The sequence below is a fragment of the Flavicella sp. genome, from assembly GCF_037132785.1.
Taxonomy (GTDB): Bacteria; Bacteroidota; Bacteroidia; order Flavobacteriales; family Flavobacteriaceae; genus Flavicella.
Genome location: NZ_JBAHZZ010000125.1, coordinates 1 through 14,963, shown reverse-complemented (window position 1 = coordinate 14,963; position 14,963 = coordinate 1). Strand labels below are relative to the sequence as shown.

The window sequence follows — 14,963 nt, the reverse complement described above, 5'->3', positions numbered from 1 at the left end:
AATGGCATATACAAGCATATTTTGATGAATTTTGTTTTAGAATTAATAGGTCACAATACAAAGAATCCATTTTTCATAAAACAATTCTTAGAATGGTACTACAAAAACCTAAATGTCAAAAAAACATAAAACAGACACTAGACGTATAACTCAGAGATATTATTATATATAATAAGGTCGATACAAATTGTATCGGCTTTTTTTATTTACATCTAAATAAATAAACAGTAAAAATAATATTACTTCAAATCACTTTTAAAGTTTTTTAAGAATTTTTGTAGTTTCGGATTAATAACCATATTACAATAAGGTTCTTGTTGATGGCTTTCAAAATAAGAATCATGATAAGACTCCGCACCATAAAAAGCAGAAAACTCGGTTACTTCAGTTACAATTACATCAGAAAATATTTTTCCTGTTTCTAATTCTTTAATCATTTCTTCTGCCTGTTTCTGCTGAGTTGCATCATGATAAAATATAGCAGACCTATACATAGTACCAATATCATTTCCTTGTCTGTTTAAAGTTGTTGGATCATGTGTAGAAAAGAATACGGACAATAACTTCTTAAAAGAAATCAGCTGCTCGTCAAATTCTATTTGTATCACCTCAGCATGTCCTGTTCTCCCTGTTGTTACTTCCTTATAACCAGGGTTTTTAATAGAACCTCCGCTAAACCCTGATTTTACAGATATAACCCCTCTTAAATGTAAAAAAACGGCTTCGGTACACCAAAAACAACCATTGCCTATTGTCGCTATTTTTAAACTCATTAAAATATAATTTAGATAACAAATGTAGTAAACTGACAACGAACAGGAATTATAAAATCCGTTAAAAACTACTATTCCTTTCTAATCAATACATGTCAAAAATTAAATTTGAAAAAACAATGTTTCTTTCCTTTACTACTTAAGATAATTGTTATTTTTGTTAGATATGATTACATCTGAACAATTCCACAAATTTTCAAATAGAATTAACAAATTAAAAGGCTATCTAGAAATTGATAAAAAACAAATTGTTATCAAAAACGAAGAAGAAAAAAGCGCTAATCCAGAGTTTTGGAATCACCCAAAAGAAGCTGAAATTATTTTAAAAAATTTAAGAACTTTAAAAAATTGGGTCAATGATTATACTCAACTTACTATTCTACAAGACGACTTATCAGTTTTATTAGAATTCTACAAAGAAGGTGAAGCTACAGAAGAAGAAATAAACAGCATCGTAGAACAATTAAAAACACAACTAGAAGATGTTGAATTTAGAAATATGCTTTCTGAAAAAGGCGATCAACTGAGTGCTGTATTACAAATTACTGCGGGAGCTGGTGGAACGGAAAGTTGTGACTGGGCACAAATGCTAACTCGAATGTATATGATGTGGGCAGAGAAACAAGGATTCAAACTAAAAGAGCTGAATTACCAAGAAGGCGAATCTGCTGGAATTAAAACGGTAACTATGGAAATTGATGGTGACTTTGCCTTTGGATATCTAAAAGGTGAAAATGGAGTACATCGTTTGGTAAGAATCTCTCCTTTTGATAGCAATGCCAAAAGACATACAAGTTTCGCTTCTGTATATGTATATCCCCTTGTTGATGATTCTATTGAAATTGTAATCAACCCAGCTGATATAAATATTACCACGGCGAGATCAAGTGGTGCCGGTGGACAAAATGTAAATAAAGTTGAGACAAAAGTTCAGTTAACACATAAACCTTCAGGCATACAAATTTCATGTTCTGAAACACGTTCACAACACGAAAATAGAGGTCGTGCTATGCAAATGCTAAAATCGCAATTGTATGAAATTGAATTGAGAAAACAACTAGAAGCAAGGAGTGATATCGAAGCAGGAAAAATGAAAATAGAATGGGGAAGTCAAATTCGAAATTATGTAATGCACCCATACAAAATGGTAAAAGATGTAAGAACTTCTTATGAAACAGGAAATGTTGATGCCGTAATGAATGGAGAAATTGATGAGTTTTTAAAAGCATATCTGATGCTAAATTCAAGGACAGAGGATAAAAAAAAATTGTAAATTTTCACTATGAAAAACAATATCGATACCATCATATTTGATCTAGGAAGAGTTCTTATTGATCATAGTCCTGATTATTTATACAGAACTATTTTTAATGATGATCTCGATAAAATGGATTGGTTTTTAAAAAATGTATGTACTCCTGAATGGAATATCGAACAGGATGCAGGAAGAACTATTAAAGAAGCTAACAAAATAAAAATAGAAGAATTTCCTGAATATGAAAAAGAAATTTTGGCTTATTACGATCAATGGTCTATAATGTGTAATGGTCCAATTAATGGGACATTAAGAATCTTTGAGGCTATTAAAAAATCAAACAAATACAAGTATTATGCATTGACTAATTTTAGTGCAGAAACTTGGCCTACAGCGATTCAGTTATTTCCCTTTTTAATCACATTTCAAGGAATTATTGTTTCGGGAGAAGTAAAAATGAGAAAACCATTTGATGATATATACCATCATCTTTTTAAAACTTTCGATATCAATCCTAAAAACGCCGTTTTTATCGATGATAGCATGCCAAATATTAAAACTGCTAATCGGTTAGGACTGCATGGAATACATTTTCAATCTCCAGAACAATTAGAAAAAGATTTAAAAAAACTAAATATTACTTATTGACTCAATATGATAAAAATATACCACAACCCAAGATGTACAAAAAGCAGACAAGGAATTGCTACTTTAGAAGCTGCTAAAGTAGATTTTGAAATCATTAAATATTTAGACAGTCCTCTTAAGGAAACAGAACTTAAAGAAATTTTAAGTCAGCTAAATATTTCACCTTTACAGCTTGTGCGTAAACCTGAAAAAATATGGAAAGAAAACTATAGGGGAAAAGAATTATCCGATGATGTCATTATCATGGCAATGCTTGAAAACCCTAAACTGATTGAAAGACCTATCGTTGTTAAAGGTAATAAAGCTGTTATCGGCAGACCTACAGAACTCATCGTTGACCTGATAAAAAATTAATTTTATAGTGTATAGTAAATTGTTATACTATTTTTGTTTCAGTTTTAGATGAGACACTATAATATCTATCAAAAAATAATTCAACAAAAACAATATAATATTGAGCGTTTACTATCTTTGCAAAAATATTATTCATTCATAGATGAAGAAAGAAGAGAAAGGTATTTGGGTGAGCTGGAATGAAAATATCCAACATGAATATGACAATTTATACAAAATTACTACAGAAAAGGAATTACAAAAAGTAATCTCAGAATCAAAAAAAATTCGCTTCTTTGGCAATAAACAATCATCGGCAGATATCATTGCGGGTGTTCAATCTTTAGTAGACATTAGAGATTATAATAAAATTATCTCCTACAACGATACAGAACATTTAATTACCGTTCAGTCTGGAATCCGATTGGTAGATTTTATAGAATCCATTGAAGCAAAAGGATGGTGTATCCCCTGCTTACCAGATATCAATACCATTACTTTAGGTGGTGCACTTGCCACAGGAACACATGGAACAAGTGGATTAATATTGGCTAGTTATGTTCAAAAATTAAGATTCGTTTTGGCAGATGGAACCATAAAAGAGGTCACCGAAGAAGATGAACTAATGCATGCTTTACGCCTTTCTATTGGTGTACTAGGTGTTTTTTCTGAAATAACCTTTAGATGTAAAGAAAACTATACACTCCATATAAAAGAAGAACCTCAAAAAGATGAAGTATGGATGTACAATTTAAAAGAAAAAGTACAGCAATATGATTTTCTTAGAATCTTATGGATGCCACATACCGGTAAAGGTTATGTAATAACTGGAGATAAAATTCCAGAAGATACAATTATTGAAGAGAATAATGGCCCTTCTTATCTTAAATACAGGAGAGATGTTTCTAAAACATTATACAAATACACACATATTTTTCCTTGGTTTACAGCCATTGCAAATAAAACAATCGCACTATTATTTTTTAACAACAAAAAAGAACACAAAGGCAGTTTATATCAAGCAACCGTTACAAAATCTAGAGGTGCTACTTTAGAATTAGCAGAATGGACTATCGGTATTGATCTTTTCCCTCAGGTGTTTAAAGAATTGAAAAAAGAAATAAATAAATGGGACAACAACACGTTTATTCATATTCCTATGGATATTCGTTTTATACGAAAAGACAAAACTTGGTTGAGTTATGCCTATGACCAAGATACTGTAACGGTTGGATGTATCTCTAGAAATTCAAAAACAGCAGATAGCTATGAAGCTTTTAAAACGATAGAAAGAATTTTTATCAAATATGGAGGTCGTCCACATTGGGGAAAACGCTTTAAAGCCAAAGACAAACAACTCGATAAAATATATCCGAAATGGAATGATTTTAAAACATTACGTAAAGAACTTGACCCCACAAATAAATTTCTTAATGGTTATTTAAAAAAGATTTTTAATGAAAAATAAATTTGCATTTCCTACAGGCATTTTATTTGATTTTGATGGAGTTGTTGTTGACAGTTTTCAAAGTCATTTTAATGCATGGAACCAAGCTCATATTGAATTATTCTCTACAAAAATCAAGGAGTTTCCTAATGAAAAACTATCGGGGAAATCTCCTCATATTATCGCACAGTATTTTTGTGATAAAGCTGGATATTCCGAAAAAGGACTTGATTTTTTTCAACTGAAAGCTAAATATCTTCACACGAGTACTATTCCTCCCTTCTTATTACCAGGAGTTGTAGAGATTCAAGATTTTTTATCAGAAAATAAAATTCCACATGGTATTTCGAGCAATGCTACTCGCCTCTTTGTGAAAAATAGTATTCAGCAATTAAACCTTGGCTTTACAACTTTCTTTGGACTTGAAGACTATAAATATCCTAAACCTCATCCTGAGGCATATATTACCTTAGCCAAACACTTAAAGATCCCAAAGGAAAACTACATGAATACTTGGGTTTTTGAAGATAGTATAACGGGGACAAAATCAGCCCTAGATGCAGGAATGATTCCAATTGGAATATTAACGATGAATAGTGAAAAACAAATGCTAGAAGCGGGCAGTCAAATAGTTTTCTCTACCCTACTTGAAGCATATAAATACCTCAAAAATTTAGAACTTTAAACTTTGTAAGGTTTCTAGATATTCAAACTGTAAATCTTCATGAACTAACTTAATTTTTTTTTCGACTGACAGTAATTCTCGTTGGTATAAATTTTTAAGTACGGTACTATATTGAACTGAAGGTCTCACAGCTTTTAACTTTTCGAAGAAATACAAAATCAATTCAATTTCAGTAGTTTTCTTTTTAGAATAGCGAATATTAGTTTTGATCACACGTAATATCTTACGTATAGTCTTTTTCATATAAAAGTAATTCTTTGTATTTATAGTTTCAAACAAATCATCTACCTCTTCTTTGACGGTTTCAATATACCCCTCTTCACTCTCTGATTCCAATAATAAATAGGTCATCAGCTCTTTGTTTTCTTTTTTAAACTTTGCTAAGTGCAAACAAAGTTTCAGTAACTCATCATGACTCACATGATACAGTTCTGTTTTTAATTCTTTTAAAGTCGCTGCTTTCATACATTTTATTGTAAAACGAAACTAATTAAAACCTAGTAATACTTCTAATATTCATAACAAAAAAAGGATTGCAAAATTGCAATCCTATATATCGTTTAAGAAGAATCTATTTTTTAGATTTTTCTGCTCTTTTCATGTTGAAATTTTCCAACAAAGTCCCAGTAATCCAATAAGGAACTACGAAAGTCAACAAGAAAATCAACAACCAGAATCCAGCTGTGAACACAAAAAGAAATAATAAAAATCCTAAATATTGAGAAATGTCCATAATAATTTGTCTGTGATTATAAATTATAAAACAAAAGTAATATTTTTTTCAAAGTATCACCATTATTTTTTGTCTTATTTTCAAATTCTACCTTAACTACCAAATAAATTTTAGGAAGAAAAAGGAAAAACAGGAAGAAGAGTAATTATTGTTTAATGCTGAAATTACGTTAGATAGTTGATTTAGCAACTACCATTATAAACAAAATAGATATTTGTAGCATTTCAAACACTCAAAAATACAATCATTTCACAATACTATAAATAAGTAAGAATTTAACTTAGAGTCCTTAATATTTTTTTCCTTATAAAAAGGGCGTTTTTAATAGATTTCTGTATCTTAGCAACATGAATTTTTCAAAAGAAAATACATATACTACAAACATTCCTAATTCATTAGGATTTATTTCTATGTTTACAACTGGAAATACAACGACCCTTTGGGGTTAATTCACTATATCTATCAAGCAAACCCTATGTCTAAAACAGTAGACTTAATTAGCATAGGTAAAAAACGGAGAAATAATCAATATTATTTCTAAGCAAAAGCAAACACAAATAGCCTTGCGTATTATTTAAGGTAAAAAAATATAAATAATGAAAGTTTTAAAATTCGGAGGATCTTCGGTAACAAATGCAGATAACATTTCGAAGGTAATCAACATCCTTAAGGAAAGTGCTCAAAAAGAAAAATTAGTCGTTGTTGTTTCTGCTCTTGGAGGTAGTACAGACACTTTATTAGAGGCCGGAGATTTAGCACAAAATGGAAATAGCGCCTTTGCTAATAACTTTAAATCTATAGAAAAAAGACATATCGAAGCTGTAAGAGCTTTGATTCCAATCGAAAAACAATCTGGAGTTTTAGGTGGTTTAAAAAAAATCTTAAACGAATTAGAAAGTATCCTAGAAGGTATTTCTTTATTAAGAGAGTTTTCAGAAAAAACACATGATAAAATTGTGAGTTTTGGAGAACGTTTATCTTCTTATATTGTTGTCAACACTTTAAAAATACAGATTGAAAATGTATCTTTAAAAGATAGTCGAGAATTGATTATTACAAATGATGATTTTACACAGACTATCGTTGATATTGAAACGACAAACAATAATATTGTTTCATTTTTCAAAAATAACAACTCTCAAATAATTGTAATACCTGGTTTTGTTGCTTCAAACAAAAGTGGAGAAACGACTACTTTAGGAAGAGGTGGCTCTGATTATACAGCTGCAATTCTAGCATCAGCATTAAACGCTTCTATTCTTGAAATATGGACAGATGTAAGCGGAATGTTTACCGCCAATCCTAAAATTGTAAAAGGAGCTTTCCCTATTGAAAACATCTCTTATCAAGAAGCGATGGAATTATCACATTTTGGAGCTAAGGTATTGTATCCTCCTACTGTACAGCCTGTCTTGAAAAAAGAAATCCCAATAGTTATCAAAAACACTTTTGATGCAAATGCTCTTGGAACTTATATTTCAAAAAACAATAATATATGTAAAACATTGATCAAAGGAATCAGTCATATTAGTGAAGTTAGTTTGATTACTTTAGAAGGAAATGGAATGATTGGTATTCCTGGTTTTTCTAAACGATTGTTTGAAACATTATCTCATGAGAAAATAAATGTTACTTTGATTACTCAGGCTTCTTCTGAACATTCTATTTGCATCGGAATCAATGATACAGATGCTAAAAAATCAAAATTAGTAATTGACGAAGCTTTCGCTTACGAAATTGCATTGGGTAAAGTAGAACCTCTTCGAGTAGAAAGTGGATTGGCTATTATCGCCTTGGTAGGTGACAATATGAAAAACCACCAAGGAATCAGTGGTAGAATGTTTAGTACACTTGGAAAAAACAATGTAAATATTAGAGCCATTGCTCAAGGTGCTTCAGAAAAGAATATTTCAACTGTGATTGCTAGCAAAAATATTAAAAAAGCATTGAACTCCTTACATAATGAGTTCTTTGAAAACCAAATAAAAAACTTAAACCTATTTGTGGTTGGAGTTGGAAATGTAGGTGGTAAATTAATCGAGCAAATTGCTGCTCAAGAGAAATATTTATTAAAAAATCTACAGCTAAAAGTAAATGTAATTGCTTTATCTAACTCAAGAAAAATGTTATTCAACCAAGAAGGAATTGATCTTTCTGATTGGAGAAACAACTTGTTAGAAAACGGAGAAGCTTTAGATTTAGATCAATTTTATACAAATGTTGTTGACTTTAATTTAGCCAATAGTATTTTTGTTGATAATACCGCTAATTATGATATTGCACAGTTATACGCAGGATACTTAAAAAAAAGCATTGCTGTTGTAACTTGTAATAAAATTGCAGCATCATCTGACTATGAAATTTATGCTCAATTAAAATCATTATCTCAAGAATACAATGCTCCTTACTTATTCGAAACAAATGTTGGTGCAGGATTGCCAATTATCAATACCTTAAATAACTTAGTATTATCTGGTGATAGAATTCAAAAAATTCAAGCGGTTGCTTCTGGATCATTGAACTTTATCTTTAACTCTTTTGTTGGAGATGGTGATTTTGCTAAAATAGTTGATGAAGCTGGAGCTTTAGGTTTTACCGAACCTGATCCAAGAATTGATTTAAGTGGTGTTGATGTAGCGAGAAAAATATTAATCTTAGCTCGTGAAAGTGGAACTAAAATGAACTTAGAGGATATTGTAAATATCTCATTCCTTCCTAAGTCAAGTTTAGAAGCCGAATCTATTGAAGATTTCAAAAAAACTCTAATTACTGAAAAGGTTCATTTTGAAGGAATCAAAGAAAAAGCAGCAGCAAATAATACTGAATTAAAATATGTTGCTGAATTTGCAAATGGCAAAGCAAATGTTTCTCTACAAGAAGTAGATAGCAAACATCCATTTTCAAACCTACAAGGAAGTGATAATATTGTGTTGTTTTTTACTGATAGATACCCAAAGTACCCATTAATAGTAAAAGGTGCAGGTGCTGGAGCAGATGTTACTGCTTCTGGTATTTTTGCTGATATTATTAGAATAGGAAGAGGTTAATCAATTTAGATAGGCAAAATACAAATGGACGAAATTAAATTATTCTGTACCGCTACTATAGCAAATGTTTCTTGTGGTTTTGATGTATTAGGACTTGCGTTAGACAACGTTGGAGATGAAATGGTGATTCGTAAAATTTCTAAAAAAGGGGTAACCATCACAAAAATTATGGGTCAAGATTTACCCCTAGAAACACATAAAAATGTTGCGGGTGTAGCGGCTTTGGCATTGCTTTCTAAAGTAGACACCAATTTTGGTTTTGAAATTGAAATATATAAGAACATCAAACCAGGAAGCGGAATTGGTTCTAGTGCCGCAAGTAGCGCTGGTGCAGTATTTGGTATTAATGAGTTATTAGGAAAACCTTTTTCTAATCACGATTTAATTGAATTTGCTATGCAAGGAGAACGACTGGCTAGTGGAGTTGCCCATGCTGACAATGTTGCTCCTGCCCTATTAGGTGGCTTTACTTTGGTAAAAAGCACGGAGCCTCTAGAGGTTTTAAAAATTCATACTCCTTCTAAATTATATGCAACTGTAATTCATCCGCAAATAGAAGTAAAAACTTCTGACGCAAGAGAGATCCTTAGAAGTTCTGTCCCTCTTAAAACAGCAATCAAGCAGTGGGGAAATGTTGGTGCTTTGATCAGCGGATTGTACACGGAAGATTACGAGTTGATTGGAAGATCTTTAGAAGATCATATTGTAGAACCTATTCGTTCTATATTAATTCCAGCGTTTGATGCTGTTAAAGAAAACAGTATAAAAGCTGGAGCCTTAGGAGCAGGAATCTCTGGGTCTGGTCCTTCTATTTATGCGTTGAGCAAAGGAATTAATACAGCAAAAAAAGTAGCGGAAGCTATGAAAAAAGTATACGAAAAAGTAGGAATTGATTATGATATACATATCTCAAAAATTAATACTGAAGGAATAAAAATAATAAAGTAATTATTTGTATCCAGAAAATTTCAAAGGGTACTAAAAAACAAAGCATAGATATATGAACTATTTTAGTTTAAATAAAAAAGCACCAAACACTTCTTTTGAAGAAGCCGTAGTAAAAGGATTAGCACCTGATAAAGGGTTGTATTTCCCAGACAATATTACACCTCTTTCAAAGGAATTCATTGATACTATTGAAAACTATAGTGATAATGAAATTGCCTACCAAGTAATCAAACAATTTGTAGGAGATGAAATCCCTGAGACTGAATTAAAAAGAATCGTAAGCGAAACTCTATGTTTTGACTTCCCTGTAGTTCCTATTGACAAAAACATTTCATCTCTAGAATTATATCACGGTCCTACAATGGCTTTTAAAGATGTCGGAGCACGTTTTATGGCGCGTTGTTTAGGATATTTCAATAGCAAAAAAACAGTACAAGAAGATGTAACTGTATTGGTTGCTACCTCTGGTGATACTGGCGGTGCAGTTGCTAGTGGGTTTTTAGGCGTAGAAGGTGTTGATGTTGTTATTTTATACCCTAGTGGAAAAGTTTCAGCTGTTCAAGAAAAGCAATTGACAACCTTAGGAAAAAACATTAGAGCATTAGAGGTTCAAGGTACTTTTGACGACTGTCAAACAATGGTTAAAAAAGCATTTTTAGATACTGATCTTACAGATCATATGAAATTGACTTCTGCCAATTCTATTAATATAGCACGTTGGTTACCTCAAATGTTTTACTTCTTTTTTGCTTATAAGCAATTAAAAGACAAATCTAAAAAACTAGTTTTCTCTGTTCCTAGCGGAAATTATGGGAATATTTGTGCAGGAATGATGGCACAAAAATTAGGCTTACCAATTGCTCATTTTGTAACCGGAACCAATGCAAACAAAGTGGTTCCTACTTACTTAAAAACAGGAAAATACGTACCAAAACCTTCTGTTCAGACTATTTCTAATGCAATGGATGTAGGTGCTCCAAGTAATTTTATTAGAATCAAAGAAATTCATAATAATAACTTAGAAGCATTGAGAAAAAACTTAACTGGTTTTAGTTATACTGATAAAGAAACTACTGCTGCCTTAGGTTATTTATTAAAAAACTGTAATTATATTGCAGAACCACATGGAGCGATAGGATATTTAGCTTTAAAAAATTATTTAAAAACCAATACTGATGTACAAGGTATTTTCTTAGAAACTGCACACCCTGTAAAATTCTTAGATGTATTGTACCCTGGAGTTGCTAAAAATATTAAAATTCCAAGTCAGATACAAGCAGTAATTAATTTAAAAAAAGAAGCTACTCAAATTTCTGAATACGACCAATTAAAAGTGTTTTTAAAGGCATAACTTCTCTATATAATTATACACTGCCTTCGAAAAGTTACGGCCATGTAAACTATTCAAAGTCACAAAAACAAACACCATGAAAAACGTACAATTACATAATATACACAAAGCTTTAAATGCAAAAATGTTAGCCTTTGCCGGCTATAATATGCCAATTCAATATGAAGGTGTAAATGCAGAACATACAACAGTAAGAGAAAGTGTTGGTGTTTTTGATGTATCTCATATGGGAGAATTCTTAATAGAAGGACCTGATGCTCTTAATTTAATTCAGAAAGTAACGACAAACGATGCCTCTAAATTAAAAATTGGTGATGCGCAATATAGCTGCTTACCTAATGATAATGGTGGAATCGTAGATGACTTATTAGTTTATAGAATCAAAGAAGACACTTACCTACTTGTAGTAAATGCTTCTAATATTGAAAAAGACTGGAATTGGATTCGCTCGAAAAACGACAATAATGCTGTCTTGAAAAATCTTTCTGATGAATATTCTTTACTTGCAATTCAGGGTCCTAAAGCTATTGAAGCAATGCAATCGTTAACCTCTATAGATTTGTCAGAAATTAAGTTTTATACTTTTAAAATAGGTGATTTCGCAGGAATCGAAAACGTAATCATCTCTGCTACAGGCTATACTGGATCTGGTGGTTTTGAAATTTATTGTAAAAACAGCGAAGTGGAACAAATATGGACTAAAGTATTTAAAGCTGGAGCTGATTTTGACATCAAACCGATTGGCTTGGCTGCTCGTGATACTTTACGTCTAGAAATGGGCTACTGCTTATATGGAAACGATATTGACGACACTACTTCTCCTTTAGAAGCAGGGTTGGGATGGATTACAAAACTCAACAAAACATTTACCAATTTTGAATTTTTTAAAACTCAAAAGGAAAACGGTATCCAAAAGAAACTTGTCGGTTTTGAATTAGTTGACAAAGGTGTTCCTAGAGGTGGTTATGAAATTGTAGATTCAGAAGGAAACAATCTTGGAAATGTTACTTCAGGAACTATGGGACCAACAGTAAAAAGAGGAATTGGGATGGGATATGTTCCAACAGAATTTTCATCCGTAGAAAGTGAAATCTATATCAAAGTAAGAAAGAGATTGTTAAAAGCAAAGGTGGTTAAAACACCTTTTTACAAAGGTTAAATACCGTTATTTGGAAGAAAAACCGAGAATATCACGTATTATTTCCATCCTTACGCAAGTACATTTTCAAAAATAATAAGACGTCAAGGTTTTAATTAATTCATGTATTTTACCTTTACATTGGTGTTTTTATACCATTGATGTATTGAGTGAAATACATGAATTAATTAAAACCTTGCATCTTTATATCTTTATTCTACAATAAATTTCCCTTTCATTATTCCATAATGCCCTGGAAAACTACAAATATAATCATACACTCCTTTTGAAGGTGCAATAAATTTAATTGTAGCACTTTCTCCTCCTCCAATTAATTTTGTATAGGCAATAGTTACATCACCTTCTGGAATATACTCATTATCGGAAGCCTTCATTGCTTCCATTGCAAAATCTGAAACAACAGTACCTTTTTTAAGTAACACAAAATTGTGCCCCATTACAGTTTTAAGCATAGTACCAGTATGGGTTAATATCAACGTTACCTCTTGCCCTTCTTTGACTTTTAGCTCGCTTTTATCAAATTGCATTTGATCATTAGACCCAAGATTTAAAGTTACTTTTTCTACATCTGTAGTGCTCTTTTCTTTTTGGTATACAGTTTCTTTTTGTTCAATTTTATCTTTTTCAGGAGTTTTTGTTTTTTTCTTCTCGTTTCCACAACTAGATAAAATCATACTCAACACTACAATGCTTAAAATTATTTTTTTCATTTTGCTTTTACTTTTATTAATTATTAAATATTTTTTTCTCTACCCGTTTCTAAATATTTTGTTAAAGTTAACGAATAATTCTATTTCTAATTACTTTTTGTTAAATTTTCCTTATTCACTCCAAAATCAATAGTACCTTCTAATATTACTACTACAATAGGAAATGGTTTTCGTGTTCTCTTATAATAGGTCCTTAATATATAGATAAATTTCCTTTATAAAAGGAATTTCAAATAAGATCTAAATCATAGGTCTATTCTCATTCAATTCTATATCTCAATACATCGCAACTGACTTTCTTATTTATAATTAATCAAAATTACAAAAAAATTGTACAGTTTCAAATAAAAAACAGTCATTTATATTATTTATCAGGAATATAAATTGTCTAATTATTTCTACAATCTAATAGGGGATATTTTTACTTTTTATAATCAATTACTAATTTTTAGATTAATTAATTACACATCCCACATTAAACAGACTTATTACCCTTGAATAGTTTCAAGTTTTACAAACAAGGTTTGAAGATTTGAAGATTTGAAGAATACTTAAAAAAGCAATCGTAAATCTCCTTTTATTAATTTAAACGAATATTTAATATCGTATATGAGATTTTTTTTATACTAATATCACTAATCTAACAATTCATATTCCTAATTAACCAAGTGTTTTAACAAATTTAATATTAAATAAATTGTTTTAGTGGTTATTCTTTAATAATCTAGTGTAGATTAATTTAAATAATTGTTAATATGAAATTAAATGTGTTTTTAACACTGTTATTGGCGTTTGTAGTGCAAATTACGTCAGCACAAACAAAAACTATTTCAGGTACGGTGACAGATGAGTCAGGACCATTGCCTGGAGTTAGTGTTGTAATCAAAGGTACTGCCACAGGTGCTGAAACAAATTTTAACGGAAACTATGTTATTTCTGCGTCTGTTGGTGACGTGCTAATGATTAGTTATGTCGGAATGACAACTAAAGAAATTACTATTGGTAATAGTAGTTTAATTAATGTATCCATGGCTGCTGATAGCAATATTTTAGATGAAATTGTTGTTACTGCATTAGGAATTAAAAGAGAAAAGAAAACTTTAGGATATTCTGTTCAAGAAGTTAGTGGTGATGATATCAACCATGCAAAAGAACAAAGTTTTATAAACTCACTTGCTGGTAGAGTTGCTGGTTTAGATGTTAAAAAAAGTAATAGTTTAGGTGGTTCTACAAATGTAATATTAAGAGGCTCAAACTCTTTTTCAGGAAATAATCAAGCACTATTCGTGGTTGATGGTATCCCCGTTGACAACAGCAACTATAACTCTTCAACTCAAACAAGTGGTTCAGGAGGATATGATTATGGTAACGCCGCATCCGACATCAACCCAGAAGATATTGAAAGTATCTCCATTTTAAAAGGTGCTACTGCATCTGCTCTTTATGGTTCTAATGCTGCAAATGGTGTAATTTTAATAACAACTAAAAAAGGAAAAAAAACTCGCGGGTTAGGTATTACTATTAGCAATACTACTGTATTTAGTACAGTAGATAAAAATACATTCACCACATACCAAAATGAATATGGTGCTGGTTATGGTGCTTTTTATGGTGATGACGGAACATCCTACTTCCACTATTATGATGTTAATGGTGATGGAATTCCTGATTTATTAGTACCTACAGGTGAAGACGCTAGTTTTGGTGTTCCATATAACCCAAACTTATCAGTATAAGACCGTTGCAAGGTACATGACAAAAACAAAGACCCAAACTTAGGGTGTAAATCATTGTTTGTTAGCTTATTAAGATGTATATTCAAGCCATGAAACTACAAATAACACCTACTTTTGCAGATAGCATTTGTGACTTAC

General features: G+C 31.1%; 13 protein-coding genes and 1 pseudogene. 11 read left to right on the top strand and 3 right to left on the bottom strand.

Going from position 1 to position 14,963, the window contains the following annotated elements; translation table 11 throughout:
- Positions 1-149 (top strand): annotated as a pseudogene (locus V5787_RS08455) (IS1595 family transposase); the annotation flags it as partial.
- A gap of 90 nt (positions 150-239) precedes the next feature.
- Here the strand turns inward: V5787_RS08455 and msrA are convergent.
- Positions 240-773 (bottom strand): peptide-methionine (S)-S-oxide reductase MsrA, encoded by a 534-nt coding sequence (gene msrA / locus V5787_RS08450; protein ID WP_336892808.1) that lies wholly within the window; start codon positions 771-773, stop codon positions 240-242.
- 166 nt (positions 774-939) lie between these two features.
- Between msrA and prfB the strand changes: the two genes are divergently transcribed.
- From prfB to V5787_RS08425, 5 genes are all read left to right on the top strand, one after another.
- Complete coding sequence (prfB, locus tag V5787_RS08445) at positions 940-2,046, top strand: peptide chain release factor 2 (protein WP_336892807.1); 1,107 nt, start codon at positions 940-942, stop codon at positions 2,044-2,046.
- A gap of 9 nt (positions 2,047-2,055) precedes the next feature.
- Positions 2,056-2,676: an HAD family phosphatase gene (locus V5787_RS08440; RefSeq protein WP_336892806.1), complete on the top strand. Its 621-nt coding sequence runs from the start codon at positions 2,056-2,058 to the stop codon at positions 2,674-2,676.
- A gap of 6 nt (positions 2,677-2,682) precedes the next feature.
- On the top strand, positions 2,683-3,030 hold the full coding sequence (gene arsC, locus V5787_RS08435; RefSeq protein WP_336892805.1) for an arsenate reductase (glutaredoxin): 348 nt from the start codon (positions 2,683-2,685) through the stop codon (positions 3,028-3,030).
- Positions 3,031-3,172: 142 nt separating this feature from the next.
- A complete protein-coding gene (locus V5787_RS08430) occupies positions 3,173-4,477 on the top strand; it encodes a D-arabinono-1,4-lactone oxidase (protein ID WP_336892804.1) in 1,305 nt (434 codons plus the stop codon).
- Entirely contained in the window at positions 4,467-5,141 is a 675-nt protein-coding gene (locus tag V5787_RS08425) for an HAD family phosphatase (RefSeq protein WP_336892803.1), read from the top strand. Before V5787_RS08430 ends, V5787_RS08425 begins: the two co-directional genes overlap by 11 nt.
- Here V5787_RS08425 and V5787_RS08420 read toward each other — a convergent pair.
- Positions 5,130-5,606 carry a hypothetical protein gene (locus V5787_RS08420; protein ID WP_336892802.1) on the bottom strand — a complete coding sequence of 159 codons (477 nt, stop codon included), beginning with the start codon at positions 5,604-5,606 and terminating at the stop codon, positions 5,130-5,132. The genes V5787_RS08425 and V5787_RS08420 overlap by 12 nt on opposite strands.
- A gap of 864 nt (positions 5,607-6,470) precedes the next feature.
- Between V5787_RS08420 and thrA the strand changes: the two genes are divergently transcribed.
- The 4 genes from thrA to gcvT all read left to right on the top strand — a co-directional run bounded on the left by thrA (position 6,471) and on the right by gcvT (position 12,379).
- On the top strand, positions 6,471-8,921 hold the full coding sequence (gene thrA, locus V5787_RS08415) for a bifunctional aspartate kinase/homoserine dehydrogenase I (RefSeq protein ID WP_336892801.1): 2,451 nt from the start codon (positions 6,471-6,473) through the stop codon (positions 8,919-8,921).
- Positions 8,922-8,945: 24 nt separating this feature from the next.
- Entirely contained in the window at positions 8,946-9,869 is a 924-nt protein-coding gene (locus V5787_RS08410; RefSeq protein ID WP_336892800.1) for a homoserine kinase, read from the top strand.
- A gap of 52 nt (positions 9,870-9,921) precedes the next feature.
- On the top strand, positions 9,922-11,220 hold the full coding sequence (gene thrC, locus V5787_RS08405; protein WP_336892799.1) for a threonine synthase: 1,299 nt from the start codon (positions 9,922-9,924) through the stop codon (positions 11,218-11,220).
- A 76-nt stretch (positions 11,221-11,296) separates the two neighbouring features.
- The gene (gene gcvT / locus V5787_RS08400; protein ID WP_336892798.1) at positions 11,297-12,379 is read left to right on the top strand and encodes a glycine cleavage system aminomethyltransferase GcvT; all 1,083 of its coding nucleotides are present in this window, start codon (positions 11,297-11,299) and stop codon (positions 12,377-12,379) included.
- Positions 12,380-12,570: 191 nt separating this feature from the next.
- Here the strand turns inward: gcvT and azu are convergent, their stop codons facing one another.
- On the bottom strand, positions 12,571-13,089 hold the full coding sequence (gene azu / locus V5787_RS08395) for an azurin (RefSeq protein WP_336892797.1): 519 nt from the start codon (positions 13,087-13,089) through the stop codon (positions 12,571-12,573).
- Between the two features lie 755 nt (positions 13,090-13,844).
- On the opposite strand from azu, the gene V5787_RS08390 reads away from it, so the two are divergent.
- On the top strand, positions 13,845-14,825 hold the full coding sequence (locus V5787_RS08390; protein ID WP_336892796.1) for a TonB-dependent receptor plug domain-containing protein: 981 nt from the start codon (positions 13,845-13,847) through the stop codon (positions 14,823-14,825).
- Positions 14,826-14,963 lie beyond the last annotated feature (138 nt).